The 18,986-nt window shown below is 43.5% G+C and carries 14 protein-coding genes; 4 read left to right on the forward strand and 10 right to left on the reverse strand.

Going from position 1 to position 18,986, the window contains the following annotated elements; translation table 11 throughout:
* Positions 1 to 231 precede the first annotated feature (231 nt).
* Positions 232 to 2,340, forward strand: a complete 2,109-nt coding sequence (locus J7529_RS07815) for a TIGR00300 family protein (RefSeq protein ID WP_318728521.1) — start codon at positions 232 to 234, stop codon at positions 2,338 to 2,340.
* A 55-nt stretch (positions 2,341 to 2,395) separates the two neighbouring features.
* Here J7529_RS07815 and J7529_RS24650 read toward each other — a convergent pair whose 3' ends face one another.
* Complete coding sequence (locus J7529_RS24650; RefSeq protein WP_413038836.1) at positions 2,396 to 2,743, reverse strand: hypothetical protein; 348 nt, start codon at positions 2,741 to 2,743, stop codon at positions 2,396 to 2,398.
* A 108-nt stretch (positions 2,744 to 2,851) separates the two neighbouring features.
* Between J7529_RS24650 and J7529_RS07820 the strand changes: the two genes are divergently transcribed.
* A complete protein-coding gene (locus J7529_RS07820) occupies positions 2,852 to 3,211 on the forward strand; it encodes an ArsR/SmtB family transcription factor (protein WP_271944434.1) in 360 nt (119 codons plus the stop codon).
* Here J7529_RS07820 and J7529_RS07825 read toward each other — a convergent pair.
* Both J7529_RS07825 and J7529_RS07830 read right to left on the reverse strand, forming a co-directional pair.
* Complete coding sequence (locus J7529_RS07825) at positions 3,208 to 3,804, reverse strand: GerMN domain-containing protein (RefSeq protein WP_318728522.1); 597 nt, start codon at positions 3,802 to 3,804, stop codon at positions 3,208 to 3,210. The genes J7529_RS07820 and J7529_RS07825 overlap by 4 nt on opposite strands.
* A 131-nt stretch (positions 3,805 to 3,935) precedes the next feature.
* A complete protein-coding gene (locus J7529_RS07830; RefSeq protein WP_318728523.1) occupies positions 3,936 to 4,772 on the reverse strand; it encodes a DUF2993 domain-containing protein in 837 nt (278 codons plus the stop codon).
* A 68-nt stretch (positions 4,773 to 4,840) separates the two neighbouring features.
* Here J7529_RS07830 and J7529_RS07835 point away from each other — a divergent pair, with 68 nt between their 5' ends.
* Positions 4,841 to 5,026 (forward strand): hypothetical protein, encoded by a 186-nt coding sequence (locus tag J7529_RS07835; RefSeq protein WP_318728524.1) that lies wholly within the window; start codon positions 4,841 to 4,843, stop codon positions 5,024 to 5,026.
* On the opposite strand, the gene J7529_RS07840 is transcribed toward J7529_RS07835, so the two are convergent.
* The 3 genes from J7529_RS07840 to J7529_RS07850 form a co-directional block, all read right to left on the reverse strand.
* Entirely contained in the window at positions 5,016 to 7,271 is a 2,256-nt protein-coding gene (locus J7529_RS07840) for a sensor histidine kinase (RefSeq protein WP_318728525.1), read from the reverse strand. The two genes, J7529_RS07835 and J7529_RS07840, sit on opposite strands and share 11 nt — an antisense overlap.
* A gap of 83 nt (positions 7,272 to 7,354) precedes the next feature.
* On the reverse strand, positions 7,355 to 8,794 hold the full coding sequence (locus J7529_RS07845; protein WP_318728526.1) for a protein adenylyltransferase SelO: 1,440 nt from the start codon (positions 8,792 to 8,794) through the stop codon (positions 7,355 to 7,357).
* Between the two features lie 25 nt (positions 8,795 to 8,819).
* Positions 8,820 to 11,108 (reverse strand): bifunctional (p)ppGpp synthetase/guanosine-3',5'-bis(diphosphate) 3'-pyrophosphohydrolase, encoded by a 2,289-nt coding sequence (locus J7529_RS07850; protein WP_318728527.1) that lies wholly within the window; start codon positions 11,106 to 11,108, stop codon positions 8,820 to 8,822.
* Between the two features lie 214 nt (positions 11,109 to 11,322).
* Here J7529_RS07850 and patD point away from each other — a divergent pair, with 214 nt between their 5' ends.
* A complete protein-coding gene (patD, locus tag J7529_RS07855) occupies positions 11,323 to 11,685 on the forward strand; it encodes a heterocyst frequency control protein PatD (protein ID WP_318728528.1) in 363 nt (120 codons plus the stop codon).
* On the opposite strand, the gene J7529_RS07860 is transcribed toward patD, so the two are convergent.
* The 4 genes from J7529_RS07860 to J7529_RS07875 all read right to left on the reverse strand — a co-directional run bounded on the left by J7529_RS07860 (position 11,668) and on the right by J7529_RS07875 (position 18,873).
* A complete protein-coding gene (locus tag J7529_RS07860; protein WP_318728529.1) occupies positions 11,668 to 12,837 on the reverse strand; it encodes an ATP-binding protein in 1,170 nt (389 codons plus the stop codon). The genes patD and J7529_RS07860 overlap by 18 nt on opposite strands.
* Positions 12,838 to 13,017: 180 nt before the next feature.
* On the reverse strand, positions 13,018 to 14,943 hold the full coding sequence (locus J7529_RS07865; protein WP_318728530.1) for a diguanylate cyclase domain-containing protein: 1,926 nt from the start codon (positions 14,941 to 14,943) through the stop codon (positions 13,018 to 13,020).
* A gap of 174 nt (positions 14,944 to 15,117) precedes the next feature.
* Complete coding sequence (locus tag J7529_RS07870; protein WP_318728531.1) at positions 15,118 to 15,573, reverse strand: response regulator; 456 nt, start codon at positions 15,571 to 15,573, stop codon at positions 15,118 to 15,120.
* Between the two features lie 15 nt (positions 15,574 to 15,588).
* Positions 15,589 to 18,873, reverse strand: a complete 3,285-nt coding sequence (locus tag J7529_RS07875; protein ID WP_318728532.1) for a PAS domain S-box protein — start codon at positions 18,871 to 18,873, stop codon at positions 15,589 to 15,591.
* Between the last annotated feature and the right edge of the window lie 113 nt (positions 18,874 to 18,986).

Below are 18,986 nucleotides of genomic sequence, written 5' to 3' on the forward strand. Positions count from 1 at the left end.
CTATGATAAGATATTGGGTTGGCATAAGGCTTAACCATCTTAACCGTTTTCAGCCTAAAAAACAGAAAACCGATAGACTCAAATGGGGGTAAAGCAATTGAATGAGACGCTTATATAGGCTATTCAAGGAAAGTGTGGAATCCCGTTTTCTTGCATTGCCTTTTGCCTTTTGCCTCTTGCCTCCTTCCTTGACTGGTTACCCTTCGCGTCTACCCTATCTTAAATTGAATTATGACCGATCAAATTCGCTTTTTAATGTGTGATCCTGAACACTATGATGTGGATTATGTCATTAATCCTTGGATGGAAGGAAATATTCACAAATCCTCTCGTTCTATAGCTGTAGAACAATGGACCAAACTTCACCATATTATTAAAGAACATGCCATCGTAGAATTGGTCAAACCGGAACAGGGATGGCCGGATATGGTGTTTACCGCTAATGCAGGTTTAGTACTGGGTAAGACGGTTGTTCTTAGCCGATTTTATCACCCTGAACGACAAGGAGAAGAACCTCATTTTAAGACCTGGTTTGAATCTCAAGGATTTACTGTCTATGAATTACCGAAAGATGTACCTTTTGAAGGAGCAGGTGATGCTTTATTTGACCGGGAAGGAAGATGGTTGTGGGCTGGGTATGGATTCCGGTCTGAATTGGATGCTCATCCGGCGATCGCTGAATGGTTAGATGTGGAAGTTCTTTCCTTACGGTTAATGGATGAGCGCTTCTACCATCTCGATACCTGTTTCTGTCCCTTAAGCGGTGGCTATCTGCTCTACTACCCACCTGCCTTTGATGGATATTCTAATCGCCTGATTGAAATGCGGGTTCCGGCCGAAAAACGGATTGCCATTAGTGAACCCGATGCCGTTACTTTTGCTTGCAATGCGGTCAATATTAACGATATTGTCATTCTCAATAAAGCCAGTCAAGATTTAAGAAATCGCTTAGAAGCTGCCGGTTTCCGAGTCATTGAAACCCCGTTAACGGAATTTTTGAAAGCTGGGGGCGCATCGAAATGTCTCACCCTGCGAATTACGGAACCGGTACGCACGGAACTCCACGCTACCACGCAAATTGATACCCGTACCATTCACATGGTCGGCCATTTACTCGATGCAGGATTAATGAACCGGGCGTTAGATTTGATCGTGGATGGTGGCGGTAGCTTCAAGGTTTTGAACTTCAATTTGGGCGAACAACGGCAAAGTCCTTCCGAAGCGGATGTGAAAGTGTCTGCTCCTTCGGCTGAAGTGCTTGATGATATTATGTCCCAATTGATTGACTTGGGGGCAATACCAGCATCTGAAGACGAGCAAGAATCGCGACGCGAACCGGTTCCCCAACCCGGAACTGCACCAGATGATTTCTATGTCAGTACCATCTATCCCACAGAAGTGCGGATAAATGGTACTTGGGTGAAGGTACAAAAACAACGCATGGATGCTTCGATCGCCGTCACCTATACGGATGAAGGACCAGTGGCTCAATGTAAATTAATACGAGACCTGGTCATCGGTGAAGATGTAATTGTCGGTACTCGTGGCATTCGTACACTGCATAAGGTGGAAAACCGGGATCAAAAAGCCCCTCAAGAATTTAGCTTTATGAGTGGTGGTGTCTCCAGCGAGCGCCGCGTAGAATTAATGGTTGAGCAGGTGGCTTGGGAGTTGCGCCATATTCGCGATCAAGGCGGTAAAGTCGTGGTAACGGCTGGCCCGGTGGTTATTCATACTGGTGGCGGACAGCACTTAGCGACGCTGATCCGGGAAGGCTATATACAAGTGCTACTGGGTGGAAATGCGATCGCCGTCCATGATATTGAACAAGCACTAATGGGAACGTCCTTGGGTGTGGATATGAATCAAGGCGTAGCCGTACAAGGAGGGCATCGTCATCATCTGAAGGTGATTAATAAGATTCGTCGCTGTGGCAGCATTGCCCAAGCGGTAGAATCTGGAGTCTTAACCAAAGGGGTGATGTATGAATGTGTCCAGAATCAAGTACCCTTTGTCTTAGCGGGTTCCATCCGCGATGATGGTCCCTTACCCGATACCCAAATGAATATGATCGCGGCCCAACAAGAGTATGCCCAACTCCTACAAGGTGCGGATATGGTGCTGATGCTCTCATCCATGCTCCATTCCATCGGTGTCGGCAATATGACTCCTGCGGGTGTAAAAATGGTTTGCGTGGATATTAGTCCAGCCGTCGTGACCAAATTAAGCGATCGCGGTTCGTTAGAATCGATTGGTGTGGTTACTGATGTCGGCTTATTCCTGAGTCTGCTCGTGAACCAACTCCATAAACTAACCACCGTTTATCAAACCGTTTCGTAGCCTAAGCCAGTAGGGTGGGCTGCCCACCCTACCACTTGACAAAAGAAGGTTTTTTTCATTGGGGAGCTGGGTATAGGGAAGCAGTGATAACCCCTACTCCAATTATCCTCGATCCTTCTCGTAGGCCAAACTGTCTCCCTGCGGGCATACCCGTCTTCCTGCCCAATTCCATTATTGTCCCCGCAAGCTGAATTTTCACATTGCTGGATTCACCTGGTTTGAGAGGATCATTCTCAAAGTAGAATCGTGCCAGCCAATCTGTACATGACTCGTTGTTGATTTGCCAGAAGAACTGGCCTCGGTAGCCAGAGTAAACGTAGGCCTTTCTACCACCATATTTTGTCGGAATCATCAAAACCATTCCTTCTAGCTGATGGTCTGATACTGACTGGAAGTTTTGCATCGGTTTAGCCTTAATGCCCTTACTTCATGACCCTATTGCCATTGATCAATAAATTGCTACAATTTGAGGAACAACTGCCCATTCATTGTCATTAAGACTTTAATCAACATGGCATCCCAACAGGTTCCCCAAGAAGTCGTCGATCAAGTGGCTGAATATTTCAGTATTCTCTCAGAACCGATGCGCTTAAAGCTTTTAAACTTATTGCGCGATCGCGAGCATTGTGTACAAGAATTAGTCGAAGCCACCCAAACCAGTCAAGCGAACGTCTCCAAGCACCTCAAACTGATGTTACAAGCAGGAATTCTGAAACGACGATCGGAAGGAACATCTGCTTACTATAGCGTTAAAGACGAATTAATCTTTGAATTGTGTAATTTAGTCTGCGATCGCATCGCCAGTCGGATTGAACAACAAGCCCGTCACTTCCGAAGTTTTAGTATGACGGGCAAACAACTGATCTCCTAAAGGGCAAACTCTTGGTCATAGACTGCGCGAGTCATGGGTTGCTGAATTTCCAAGCCTCCACCCCCTAAATACTCCAAGGGTTCACCTTCAACAGACAGCCAAATTTGGGCATCTGGGTCTAAACTGGTGGCTGTATACAAAATTTGCCCTAATCGTCCTGTCATTGAGGCGCTGCCGCCTCCTGTGGTAAATTCCCGGGAAAAATCCAGGTGAATACCATCAGATTTCTGCTCTAAACTTAACACAGTTGTGCCTGGGGGAATAGTACTCGACATTTCCGGACCGGCAGGAGCTTCTAAAACCGTTTTCAAGGCCAGGGTCAACTGCTCTTCGGATGACCCAATTGTTTTCATCTGCACAGGTGTAGAGACCAACTCTAAACTATTCCCCGTATCTTTAAGCCAATAGGCTCGAGGGATATTATTGTCCGATGGGATAGGTTTGACTTCTTCTAGGATCGAAGATGAACTGTTAGGGGCCTGCATAGAATTAATCATCCACCAGGCTGTACCCCCTCCAGACCCTAGAATTAAGGCCGATAGTCCGACGACTAGGCCAATATGAATACCGCGATTTTGTTTGGGTTGTTCCATAATTACCGTCCTTATTGAGTTGCGCGATGTTGAATACACGAGGGAATAGGTAATAGGGAATAGGGAATAGGAAATAGGGTAAACCAGGTTTTCCCTTCTGCCCATTACCAACATATGATATGGATCGAGGTCTACTCCTCTAAATCAGGATTGTCTGAAGGCTCAAAGGGCTGAATTCTAAGAAATCCAGCGATTTCCAGTTGACCTGGAGTAATGTGCATCTGCAATAGGCGCAGGATTACGGAGTTTGATTCGAGGGTCCGGAGGTCAACTTGTTCGCGAACTCCCCGTTGAATCAGGTTTGTGATTAGGGGAGGAACCGGTTCTTGGTTGACGGTGACCTCCAGATCGACGAGTTCTAAACCCCACCCTTTTATGATAGTGAAACCGGATTCAACAGCAAGCTCAAGTTCAAAGGGTTGGGAGGAGGATTCAGTGTCCGAGTTGGGGATTTGCTGGAGTTGGACTTGAAGCCGTATCCGGTTGTCTAAAAAGGTGATTTCTGGGTTAACGATATGATAGCGCTCCAGTTGGGCGGCTGCCAGGCGAGGGAGGGAAGAAATTCCCAGTTGACGCAGAAAGTCACTCATTTGGGGTGAGTTTAACCACTCGTTGAGCGCTGCATCTGTGAAGCCAATGTTAATTCCCGCTTGTAAGGGTTGCTCTAGGAGGGAAAAGCTGGGGCGATTTCTCAAATCGTCTAGATTTAAATCAATGGCATCGGTTTCTATTTCTAGTTTAGCCATTTGTAAGTCGTCAGTGAGCCAAATCCCTCTGCCAGCAATCCTTACCTGTTCCGCTTGACCTTGTAGCAGTCGATGAACGGGAGCATTATCGACTCGCACATGCCAAGTTTCTGCCCTATCAAAGGTAGATTTAAGCAGAGATTGGGTGATTTGATCGACCAATAGTCCAGAAGGCGATCCCACTAGGAATAAACTCGATAAGATAAGGGTTAGGCCTTCCATGACTGCATCTTCAGTAAGAGGTTCCTTGATGTTATACAATGCTATAACAGGGTTTTATCACGGTCTTGATGAAAACTTTAGATTGGACTCGGATTCTTCGGAATGCGGTGATTACAGCGTTTTTAGCTTATGGGTCGATGAGTTTTTGGACTCAAGCCAACTGGTCTATGTTAGTCTGGGGAGCAGCGATCGGAGGATTAGTTGAGTTGGGGTTTCAAGCAGGGCGCGATCGTCGAAAACCGCCTAATCCTTAAGTAACAAAGGTTCAATTAGATCCAGAATTTTATCTAACCGATAATTGTGAGCGAGTTCGCCGATTTGATCTTTAATTTCTACTTCAGATTCAGGTAATTCATCCAGCAGCTCTAGCACTTTTTGATCGTCAGCTTCACAACAGGCTTTATACATTTTTTCCAGCCAAGTCACCGATATAGACTGCATGAATTCCCTCAATTTTTCCCAAGAGTCCACAGAACTGCGAATGAAATGGTTACTGGGTTGTTGTTCTTGCTTTTCTTCTTGAGTGTTAAGTTGCATCTGAGCACTTTCTTCCAGCTTTTGGAAGGGTAGAATAACGGTTGCCGTTGTTCCTATATCCACCTGACTCTCAAGCTGAATTTGGCCGCCCATTTGCTTAACTAACTTCTGGCATATAGGTAAGCCTAATCCCATTCCTTCTTGAAAGTCTCCCGTCTTAACATGACGTGAAAAAGGTTCAAATAAATGATCTAGTTCTTCAGGTTTAATCCCACAGCCTGTATCTTTAATTTTCCAGGTTATCCAATTGACTGTATTTGGATTGAAATTCAAATAATCAGGAATATTTTGAGAGAGCCGATCGACTCTCTCCCGATCTAATAGAGTGACCTGGATAGCGATCTCACCTTCAGAGGTGAATTTGGCTGCATTGTCTAACAAATATCTAAGAATGGTTTGTAAAGGATAAGCCTCGATTTGAATCCAGGCGGGAACTTCTGAATCCACTGTGCAAATTAGGGACACATTTTGAAAAGACAATTGACTGTCAAATTTACCAACCAGTTCATTAATGATATCATTGATGGCTACAACACTCAGGTATGTCGATGCAGTTTTCTCTTCTTCATTGCAGATAGAAATAACATTATTTATTAATTCTAAAAGCTTATAGCCACCACTAGAAATTCCTTCGATTAGATGGTTTTGATTGTCCGAAAACTCCTGCTCTTCACGCAAGATTTGGCTGAATCCTAAAATACTATTTAAGGGAGTCCGTAATTCATGACTCATTTGACTAATAAACTCACTTTTGACTTGATTCGCTTTTTCGGCAATTTCATTAGCTTTTTTGAGTTGGTCGATATTCACTTTTAGCTGTTCATTGATTAATTCTAATTCCTGAAAGGATTGATTGAGCTTTTGTGTCATTACATTAAAGCTCATTGCCAGCGTACCAATTTCATCTTTACTCAATACCGGTACATTAAAATTAAAGTTTCCTTGAGAAATTCTTATAGCTGCTTCGGATATTTCGGCAATAGGTTTTACTAATTTGCGGGAAATAATATAGATCATTATTAGAATAATAATCAAAAAAAGGCAGCCAATCATCAGGATTTGGCGAGCTAACTTTTCTGCCAGATCAAATGCTTGCTTTTGAGGAATTTCAGCCACTAAACCCATGTTTTTATCTTCGAGCCACCGATAAAAGCCTAAGACTGGAACATTTTCATGATTCATATATAATCCGGTTCCATTTTGACCTTTAAGAACAGAGTCAATGGCTACACTACGAATGGGGCGATCTTGATTTTCATCCCCTAAGTTTAGGGAGTTTACAAATGTATTTTTTCCACCAATCCGACCAATCAAGTAAATCTGATTCTCCTGGTCATAATCTTTACTATTATGAAGAACTTTATCAACTTCACCCAAGTCTAGTTCTATGGAAAGATAAGCAATTTTCCGATTGTCTCTATAAATTGGAGTCACAAAAGTAATTGCTTTATTTTGAGTCAGAACAGAATTATAAAAGATGGGGTTGATGGGATCTTCTCGGTTCGTTACATAAGTGGTTAGATGTCCTAATGGCTGGTAGGTTTTTTCTAGAAAAGGATTAGTTGAGATAAGGACAATGCCTTGATTACTTACAATAGAGGCAATTTTTATGTTAGATTTAATATCGGTGACTTTAATTAAGATATCTTTGATCTGTTCATGAATGATGTCTTGAGAGAGGCTAGGATCGGATTTAGAATTAAAAAAAACATCGATTTGATCAATGATTTCTGGAAGTTTGGCCAATAAAAATGCATCTTCCAACTGTAGTAAAAACCATTGATTGATTTCGTTTTCTTTGATCGAAACAGCTAATCCAAGCTGATTAATCATAGATTGTTTGAGGGAAGAACGGGCTAGGATATAAGCGCTACCTGCAACAAGAACCAGAATTAAAAACGAGAGACTGGAATAATAAATAGCGAGTTTTTTAAGCAGACTTTTTTTAAAGAAACGAATCATAATGACAAAGTTAAAGATGCATTATTCGTGAATATACAGAAAAAGTGATTTTTTTTAAACTTTAAGACTTCACTAGATTAAGGTTAAAGTTGTTCTAAAAAGTTGATGAATGGTTGCCAATTATCATCCACCATAATGGGGTTCCATATGGCTTCGATCGCTGGCCTTAACAGATCGACTTGCGGATTAGCCTTTTGCAGGCGATCGCCAATTTCAGCTAATTTTTCTTCGCCGTTTCGACCTAATACCCTATGATACAAGATTTTCCAAGCCTGCCAAATTGAACTAGGGCCAGCGCTAGACCAGTTGGGAATTTCATCTATATGTTTTGACCAAATGGGATCAAAGCGATCGCGCAGCCCCATAAAAAATTGAGGGTATCCTTTCTGAGTATCTTTGAGTAATTTTAGGGTTAACTCGACTAACTCCTGAGCTTCTTTTTCCTCCACTTGATCGCAATCTAACCCTAGCCGATGTAATATGAGTTGCTGGTAAGCCTGTTCATAATGAACCTTAAACTGTTCTAAACTCTCTTGCATAGCAGTTTTGGGGATCACTTTAGCCAGAGCGACACTGAGTAGTTCTAAATTGAGTTGACAAATCAAAGGTTGATTCCCATAACTGTAGCGTCCAGAATAATCGAAATAAGCGGCTGTGAAATTAGGATCGTAATGGGGAATAAAGGCATAGGGCCCATAGTCAAAACTTTCACCGGTAATCGACATATTATCGGTATTTAAAACCCCATGACAAAAGCCTGCGGCCATCCATTGAGCAGCGAGTTGGGCGACTCGTTGCACCAATTGATCGTAAAATCGGATGTAGCGATCGCGTGCAGATTCCGGCTGCACTAGAGGGAAGGGCGCTGGATAATAGGTTTCAATGACATGATCTAAGAGTTTGGTGATTAAATCCGATCGCTCGAAATATCGCAGCCGCTCAAACGTACCAAAGCGGATATGGGAGCAACTCCAGCGTACCATCACGGATGATCTGGCTGGAGACGGTTCATCCCCTCGCCATAATGACTCTCCCGTTTCGATCAGACTTAAACAGCGAGAGGTATTTACCCCTAATCGATGCAACATTTCCCCCGCTAATATTTCCCGTACTCCCCCCTTGAGCGTCAACCGTCCATCTGCCCCCCTGGAATAGGGAGTCATGCCCGATCCTTTTGTGCCAAAATCATACAATTGGCCATCAACTGCTTGTACCTGGCCATACAAAAACCCCCGACCATCGCCTAACCAGGGGTTGTATTCTCCAAATTGATAACCATGATATTTGAGAGCTAAACAAGGGCGACCGCTTTCAAATTTACCAAAAAAGTCGATAAAATGGCGATCGCTCACTTGCTGGGGATTGAGTCCCATTTGCACAAGCAGATCGTTATTTCGCCATCGTAGAATATGTTGAGGAAATTGGGCAGGTACCACGGGATCGTAATAATCATCCCCTAAGTTTTCTAGGGCACTTTCGGTGTTTAAACTCTCAAAAGGATTCGTATCTACCGTGTCACTCATCACTTGTCCTAATTATTTCCCTCTCCTATTCTGACTCAGAACAGGCCTCTTCTGCTTGTCCCAAACGACGAATATTGAGGACATCGCTCATATTGCGAATTTGAGTAAACACAGATTCAAGTTGGGGGCGATCTCGAATTTCCATCCCTAAGTTGATCGTTGCAGGTTTCCCAGGTGTGGTGTTCACATCCACGTTACGCACATTAATCCCTTGATCGCTTAACCGAGAGAGAATATCCTTGAGAATGCCTACCCGGTCAATGGTTTGGATTTGCACTTGCACAATATAGGTCATAGCAGTCGGAGTTCTTTTCTGGTTTTTACCATTCCAACTGATCGGGATCAGGCGATCTCCTTCCACATTTTCCACATTTTGGCAGCCTTGGCGATGAACAGAAATTCCTCGTCCCCGAGTAACCACTCCAATAATCAATTCTCCCGGAATAGGATTACAGCATCCAGCCAGATAATAAAGCAAGCCTTCAATTCCCACAATCGGAGAACTATGATCTCCACCAGAAGACTGAGGTACAGAAGAGGACGACGGAATCACCGCCTCACCTTTGAGTCCTTCTTTACACTCTGGTTCTAAGGGTTGAGTGGCGCGAATCGCATCTCGCAGACGGTTCACGACCAAGTTTAAGGTCAGCTCGCCATAACCCAAAGCAGCGAGTAAATCATCAACAGCGTGATAATTACAGCGTTCGACAACCCATTGCATAGGTTGGGATTTGAGTAGAGCTTCAAACCCAGATTTACCCATTTCTTTTTCCAGCAGTTCCCGACCTCGGGCAACATTTTCTTCTCGATGCGATCGCTTGTACCATTGGCGAATTCGGTTCCGCGCTCCTGCGGTCTTGACAAAATTGAGCCAATCTAAGCTAGGATGGCTATTTTTTTGCGTCAAAATTTCCACAATATCGCCATTTTTCAACATCGTACTCAACGGAACCATCCGGCCATTGACCCTAGCACCCGAGCAATGATTGCCCACTTCCGAGTGAATTCGATAGGCAAAATCAACCGTTGACGATCCCGAAGTCAGGGATAGAACATCCCCACGGGGAGTGAAGACATAGACATCATCTTCAAATAAATTATCTTTGATATTCTCTAAGTATTCCTGAGCATCTTTGAGATCATTTTGCCAATCGAGCAGTTGACGTAACCAAGTAAACTTTTCATCAGTATCGGTCATGTCACCATAGTTCGATCCGGCTTCCTTGTATTTCCAATGGGCAGCAATCCCATATTCTGCCACTTGATGCATTTCCTGGGTACGGATTTGCACCTCTAGAGGCCGACCGGTGGGCCCAATCACGCCCGTATGCAAAGATTGATAGCGATTCGGTTTCGGCAGACCAATATAGTCCTTAAATCGACCTGGGATCGGCCGGAAAGAGTCATGAACGATCGCCAACGCCCGATAGCATTGATCGTGATTTTCAGTGATTATACGAATTCCTGCTATGTCAAAAATTTCATGGAACTCCTTTTGCTGCTTGTGCATTTTGCGATAAATGCCATACAGATGTTTAGGACGGCCCGTAATTTCTACAGTGGTAATGCCAATCTGTTCCATCCGAATCTCTAGAATTTCAATCACATTCTTCAGGTGTGTTTCCCGGTCTATTCGCTTTTCAGCGACTAGGCATTGCACTTCCCGATAGTAGGTGGGTTCTAAATACTTAAATGCTAGGTCTTCGAGTTCCCATTTAATGCGCCCGATTCCCAAGCGATTAGCTAAAGGCGCAAAAATTTCACGGGTTTCTAAGGCGATCGTCCTTTGTTTATCCTCCTTCATAAATTCTAGGGTTCTCATATTATGAAGTCGGTCGGCTAACTTCACCACAATCACCCGAATATCTTGGGCCATAGCCAAAAACATCCGCCGAAAGTTTTCTGCTTGGCGTTCAGTTTTACTAGAAAATTTGAACTTAGAGAGTTTGGTTACTCCTTCGACCAATTGCCGGACTTCTGAACCAAAGCGCTCTTCCAACTCTTCTGGGGTTACCTCTGTATCTTCCACCACATCATGGAGAAAACCGGCGGCAATCATGGGGGCACTTCCTCCGAGTTCGCGCAATAATCCCGCGACTGCAACCGGGTGAGAAATATAGGCCTCTCCTGATTTTCGGTATTGTCCTTTATGGAGTTGATAAGCAAATTCAAAGGCTTCCCGAATTAAGCGTCGATCTTCTGGCAATTCAGGGGGAGGAATGGATTCAGCGAGAACTTGCTCTGGGTTTAAACAAGCGGTTAACCAATGGGGAAGGGTAAGATCGAGGGAGTTGGGTTCAGTGATGGTTTTCATAGCAGGTGGATGTTTTGGGAATGATAATAGCTAATCTAATCTCGGAATCATCGAAGGGACTCAAGATTACGAGATTAGGATAATCGCAATGGAAAAATAGCTGGTGGTGGAGATAACAAAGATGCAGATCCTGATTTCAGGTTATCTCTGATGCTCTGTTATTTAATACTATAACTTTACACCTTAAAAAAAAGCGAGGGGATGAAATACCTGTATGTTATGGCAACAACACAAGCAGATTTACCAGCACTTTCTCGAACGCTTAAGGAAAGTCTTAATGCTGGCTACAAGCAAGACTAATTTAGAGGGATTAATTCCAGCTTGCCAGGAGGCGGAAGATTTTTTTGAGCAACAGATTGCACCCCGGTTTGGGGATGAACCCGATTCCCCTACTGAGATGGCTTGGCAGTCGATTCACACGGAGATGCATAAACAAATGAAATTATTGGTAACTGAGATTACATTTTACCAAATGAGTCGCCAGGAATTAGCGAAACAGCAGAGAAAAAATAAGATTAGTAATTATACCCAGAATCTAATTCACTATTGCGAGATAATTTTAGGGTCTGGCGGGTAAGGTAATGGTGAAGGTGGTTCCTTGGTTCACTTGGCTGTCAATGTGAATGGTTCCGTTGTGTAAATCCACACTTTTTTTGACAATAGAAAGTCCTAAGCCTGTTCCACCGATATTGCCAATATTGCTGCCTCGATGAAAGGAATCAAACAGATGCTGTTGCTCAGATTCAGGAATACCAATTCCTCGATCTTGAATCTGAAATTCCATGGTGTTGTTCAGACAACGCACGCGAACAGATACGGTTCCCCCTTCGGGAGAATACTTAATGGCATTGGAGAGTAAGTGAACGAGGATTTGCTCAATTAAGCTGCTATCGAGCATCCATGAGAGGACTGAGTCTTGGGGGAGAAATTCTAGGGAATATTGGGAACCGGCGATCGCCTGCATCCGGGCGATCGCTTGTTCAAATAGGGAAATCACATCCACCAGTGTGGGGTTAAATTCCAGCAAGCCAAAATCTGCATCCTTAATAAACAGGATATCCTCTAAGAGGCTAGTCATATGGTTAATGGCTTTATGAATCCGATCAAAATGCTTATTTTGTTTTTCCCGATCCCACTTATCTCGATATCGCTCTAGCATCCCAATGGATAAACCGATAGTGGTGAGGGGGGTGCGATATTCGTGGGAGATGGTGGTAATAATCCGGGATTTTAGCTCATTGAGCGCTTGTAGATGATTTAACGCTTGATTAAGATAGGGGTCGATTAAGCAACGATCTTGGGGGCGAGAGATGCCCAGTAAGCTGGCAATTCGTTTGTTGAGCAGTTCAGGATGAAGGGGTTTCGGTAAATAATCATCAGCTCCGAGATCCAAAATTTCGCTAATAAAATTGGGTTGGTGGCACTCACTGATGGCTAAAATCGCTGGAGGGTAAGTTTGGCACTTCTGTTGATAAGTAAGCGCCTCCGTGAGAGGTTTCAAGTTGCTGCTGTTAACATCAACAACGATCAAATCGGGCTGTTCCGTGGTCAGTTCTGCGATCTCACGGACGGTTTGCGTGACATACTGATGTGGAGAGATCACCTCGGCTAAAGGCGGATAGGTCGATAAACTCAATTCTTTTGCGAAGGGAGGATCTTCTTCAATAATAAGAATCAACGAAGACATCAGAGATTGGATATAGTGCTTAGAGGTAACATCTGTCATCATCTCAGATTTTGCATCTTAAGATTTAGGGTTAGAGAGCGAGTATAGCCATGCAGCAATCATAGAGTCTTATGACTATTGCGATTTGTGCTTATTGCCTTTTGCCTGACTTCTGGAAGAAGTTTATGGTCTAGATGCACCTTCAAGAGAATCATACCTGAATTGATGAAAATTGATGAAAGTCTACACTAATCTTGAGTGATTATCCAAGCTTAATCCATGGGTCTGAATGGTATTGCGCCCCTGAGCTTTAGATTGATAGAGAGCTTCATCGGCATTGATCAGTAGCTGATAGGGTTCCATGTCTAATCGAGGAGTTTGGCACGCGACTCCTAGAGATAACGTTAAGTTCGATCGAATTGGGGAAGCGAGATGCTCAATTTCTCGATCCTGAATCTCTTCCTGAATTTTGTCAGCGACTTCTAGAGCGCCATCTAAGGGAGTGTTGGGGAGAAGCACCACAAATTCTTCCCCACCATAGCGAGCGACTAAATCGGCTGGACGTTGGGCTGATGAGGCGATCGCCTGGGCAACTTTCCGTAAGCAATCATCTCCAGCTTGATGGCCATAGGTATCATTATAGAGTTTGAAATAATCGACATCGCATAAGATAACGGAGAGGGGAGTGCCTTCACGGGCAAGTCTGCGCCATTCCACCGCTAAGTATTGATCGAAGCATCGCCGATTGGCAATACCTGTTAAGCCGTCTAGGGTAGCCATTTGTTGAAGGACCCGATTGGTTTGAGCTAATTGTTGATACAGTTGTCCTTGACGGATAGCGATCGCCACCTGATGGGTAATTTTTCTTAGCAGTTCTAGTTGATCTTCTGGCCACGTACGCGGCGATCGACAATCCTGTAAGGCCAAAAGCCCCCACAGCGATTCGGGTGTTTTTTGCCGTAATTCTTCTGGTAATTTTATCCCCACATCTTGATCGGGTGTGAGTAACTCAAAGCACTTAATTTGAATCACCAATTGGGATTTAACCTGCCATTGATGTAACTTTTCTTGAAATGCAGAACGAGCTGGGGGTAAAATTTCTTCAATTACCCCCAGTTTTAACTCCGATTCTGACCCCCAATCGAGAATTTCTTCGAGGTTCACTTCCTCAATGATTTCTCCTAAAACTGAAGTACAATCAGGAGCGACTGACTCCATCAAAACACTTAACTGCGGTTCCGGGTGTAAACCATAGATTAACACTCGATCTACTTGCAGCAGTTGCTGGACTTCCTGAACCGTAGTTTTTAAGATCTCCTCTAAATTAAGGGATTGGCGAATTTTTTGGGTGATAATACTAAAAATTTTTTCCTGTTGGGCTTGTTTTCTTAAAATCAATTCTGCTTTTTTGGTGTGGGTAATATCTCGACCTACTGCCTGATATTCCGCTAAAGTGTTCTGGGACGTAAAAATTCCTCGAATCGTCCAAGATTGCCAAATCAGATGGGGGGCATGGCCAAGGAGGGGGAATTCTAGGGTAATGGTGGGACTTTTGGAGGTAATTTGGCTCAGTTGTATCTGAAGTTGATGCCAGTCTTGGGCAAACAGTTCATAGGAAGCACACTGGCCAATTAAGGAGTCTGGGGATTGATGGCAAAATAAACTAAAGGATCGGTTAATAAATGTAATGGTTCCATCGGCCAAGAATCGACAAATAAATTCTGTTTGATCTTCAATAATGCCTCGGTAGCGAGCTTCACTTTGCCGTAATTTTTCTAGGGTTTCTTTTCGCTTGATTGCATAATGAATGGCACGGGCCAGCATATTGGGACGTAACTCATTCTTAAAAATATAATCCTGTGCCCCTACTTTGAGTGCAGATATTGCTGTTATTTCATCTTCCAAGCCGGTCAGCACAATGATGGGAACATGAGGTACTTTTTGATACATTACTTGACAGGTTTCTAAGCCTCTGATGTCTGGCAACGACAAATCTAATAAAATTACTGCATAAGAATTTTTTAAGACCCATTCTATAGCTTCGGCCATAGTTTCCACACGATCAATGTTGTAATCGCATCCTTGTGTCCTTCTGAGTAAAGTTTCAATCAGACGAACATCCGTAGGATTATCTTCAATCAATAGTATATTTAGGATAACTTGATTCACCAGGCTTAATCCTTGACTATCTTCAGGACAAAAGGCTAATTGAGAAACAATTATACATGAGATTCCTTTTGATCTGCCTTGATGTTGCAATTACCGTAGCTTCAATGTGATTATTTGCATGATTGAGATTTTCTTCTCAGGGATTATTCGCATGATTGGGATTTTCTTCTCAGGTTAGAATATTGTACCGGGTATGGGTGGAAGCTTAACAGAAGTTAACCAAAACTCTTCTACTCGGCGAATCAAGTCTTGGAACTGATAAAAAGAGGAGGGTTTATTCAGATAACAATTGGCATAATTTTCGTAACTCGACAGAATATCGGCTTCATTCTCTGAGTTGCTTAACACGATCACAGGAATTACCCTCAGAGAGAGATCGGCTTTAATCTCCGCTAAGACTTCTAAACCCGTTTTAGTCGGTAACATAAAGTCTAACAGTATGATCTGGGGGCGCGGACTTTGCTGATAGGGTTTCTGCTGATATAAAAAGGCGATCGCCTGTTCCCCAGTTTCTACCACATGGATCTGATACGTCATCGAGCCTTCCCGAAATGCCCGCACTGTTAAGGCGGCTTGACTCGGAGAGTCTTCGACCAACAAAATATGGACGGGTTCAGAACTGTAATTCAAAGTACAAAATTGTCATCAGGTGCGATCGCCAATTGTAAAATAAAATGTCGCTCCCTGGTTCAGGTGGGACTCAACCCAAATCGTTCCCCCATGGCGTTGAATAATCTTATCGCAGATTGCTAACCCAATGCCTGTGCCTGGAAAAGCGTTTTGGGAATGGAGCCTTTGGAAAAGGACAAAGATGCGCTCGGCATAATAAGGATCAATACCAATACCGTTATCTTGTACCCAAAATAACCACTGGTAATCTTGACGTTGAGCGCCAAGATGAATCTTCAGGGGGCGATCGCTGCGAAACTTAATGGCGTTACTGCATAAATTTTGCCACAGTTGCACCATCTGGGAGCGATCGGCATGGACTGTGGGTAAGGGATCATGGGTGATCGTAGCACCACTTTCCTCGATCGCCACTTTTAAGTTAATCCATACCTGTTCTAAGACCTTGTCAAGATCGGTGGGAAGCCTCTCTTGAGCGCGAGTTCCCACCCGTGAAAAGGCTAATAAATCTCGGATTAAGCTTTGCATTCGTTGTCCTTCACTGAGGATACAGTGAAGATAGCTTTGCCCTTCATCATCGAGAAGATTGCCATAATCTTCCTGCAACAGTTGACTAAAGCTCACGACTCCTCGCAGGGGTTCCTGTAAATCATGGGAAGCAACATAAGCAAATTGCTGTAATTCGGCGTTAGAGCGAGCTAACTCTTGTTGTTGGCGGATTTGTTGAGAAATTGACTCTTGTTGCTCGAGTTGGGCTTGCTGACGGGCGGTATGGGTATAGAGCATTTCCCCTACCACCTGTAAAATCCGACTATCTTTGACAGACCATTGTTTCGGGTTCTGACAATGAGACTCACATGTAATCTGTCCCCAGAGTTTTCCGGATGCTGTCCAAATGGGAACAGCTAAGAGGGAACCAATCTGCAACGATTCCAAATAGGCTTTCTCTAACTTCGCGATCGCCGGCAGATCATCAAAGGAATTAAATATCAACATATCCTGTTGGCGCAGAGTCTCAAACCACCAGACAAAAGGAGCCACATCCAGATCTTGAAGCAGATCGCGAAATGATATACTTTGAGCATCACACCATTCATCGGTTAAACTCAACTGAGTTTCTTCTGAATTCAAGCGAATTAAATAGACACGGTTGGCTCCCATGGCTTGGGCTAAAATTCCCAAGAGATCGTCAAAACCGAGGGTCTCATGGCGAGTGAGCCATTTCGACACTTCAGATAAGGCAGTTTCCAATTTGAGGCGATATTTTAATTCTTCTTCCGCTTGTTTGCGATCGGTAATATCTTCGGCAATTCCGGCAACGCGCTCAATATTCCCCCATTGATCTTCGATGGGAAAGGCTCGATCCCAAATCCATCGAGTTTCCCCATTGGGGCAAAGAATTCGATATTCGCAAAAGGTATGTTCGCCCTGAATTTGCCGATCCCAGGTTTCTTGGACGCGATCGCGATCTTGGGGATCAATGCTCTCTAACCAAGAAAAATTAGGCTCATAGGCTTTTGAGAGCGATCTGTCCCAAACCTGTTCATACGCAGGACTCATATATTCGATCTGATAGGGATGGGTGGAAGCGAGCCAAAATACATCCTGAATATTGCCGGCTAATTGACGAAACCGTTCTTCACTTTCTCTGAGTGCCTCTTCTGCCTGTCTGCGCTCTGTAATATCGCGAATACTGATCACATAAACGGGTTCGCCCAACCAATAGGTTTGAGAAACACTCATTTCTCCAACACCCATCACTTGTTTCCCTTGAATTAAATCAATTTCTGTTACACTCCCCACGGTTAGGGGTTGACCAAAATCGTGATCGACTAAACTAGATAGGGGACGATTAAACAATTTTTCTGCTGCGGGATTAACAAACTGAATCACACCCTGAAGATCCACAATCAGCAAGCCATCAGAAGCGCTATTAATAATCGTATGTAGTCGTGCCTCACTCTCCCAGAGTTGTAATTCAATCAATTTGTGGGTGGTAATATCAATCGCTGTGCCTAAAATTTCAATCGGAACTCCTTGTGCATTGCGCTTAAAGATCATATTACGCGATCGCAACCACACCCAAGACCCATTCCGATGGCGCATCCGATACTCAACCTCCTGTACTTCCCCATCGGATAAATGTAACCACTCCTGTTGTATCGTTTCAATATGTTCCAATTCATCTGGATGATAATGTTGCTCAAAAAACATCGATCCTTGGGATTGAACTTCTTCGGGAGAATAACCCAGCACACTTTCTAGAGAGCGATTAACATAAATATTTTTCTCCGTTGGCAAATCATACAAGTAGAGGACTTCAGGAGAAGCATCTGTCAGTTGTTCAATAAAGCGTTTATTGTGGCGTAATTCTTCTTCTGTGTGCTTGCGATCGGTAATATCTCGATAAACACTCAAATACCAATATCGTTCTTCTTCCCAAATCATAGAGGTAGAAACCAACAATGTTTTCTGTTCTCCATTTTTCGTGCAAATCACCGTTTCCACATCCTCTATTTTTCCGCGATCGCGCACCTGATTTATCTGAGCGGTCACTTGCTTTAAATCTGCTGGGTTCGGATATAACAAGTTTAAAAAGTTATCCGCTTTATTCGCCTCTTCTTGAGAATATCCGGTCAGAGTTTCCATTTTAGGATTAAAAATCATAAAATGTCCCTTTTCATCACTCAGAGTAATGCCTTCTCCCACCGTCTTAATCACCATTAATAGGCGATCTAGCAATCTGTTGATTAAATTAGAACTCTGTTTTTGAGACGTGATATCCGTATCTGTACCTGCCATGCGATAAGGCTTGCCTTCACCATCTCGAAACGCAATTCCTCGGGTCAACAACCAGCGAATGCTTCCATCTTTATGCACGATCCGATGTTCAACTTCATAAAGAGGGGTTGAGCCATCTAAGTGTTCTTGAGCTGACTTCTTTGTCATCTCTCGATCGTCAGGATGAATCAAATCCATCCAAGACTCGATATAGTTGGCAATTTCTTCATCTTGATATCCCAAAACTCCTTTCAAGTTGGGCGAAATATACAGTTCATTCGTCTGTAAATTCCAATCCCATACTCCGACTTGACTACTGGAAATTGCTAGGGTGTAGCGTTCTTCTGTTTGATTGAGTAAATACTTTAGTCTCTGATTTTCTTGAAGGACTTCTTGTAGTTTAGTTTCCACACACTTCAAATCACTCCAGACATGAGAGGAACAGAAATCGTTAAACCGATTACAGAGTGCCAAACTCGAGGATCTGGGAAGAGGATGGTTTAAGTTTCCTGAACTATTCATCACTAATTTCTCCTATTTTGAGTAACAAGTCTCTCGTTTTCTTGATCTATCGTATGAATCAAAAATCAGGCTTAACTCTAACGGACTGTAGTTGGCAACTTGTACATCAATCC

This window comes from Roseofilum sp. Guam (assembly GCF_017746735.1).
Classification (GTDB): domain Bacteria; phylum Cyanobacteriota; class Cyanobacteriia; order Cyanobacteriales; family Desertifilaceae; genus Roseofilum; species Roseofilum reptotaenium.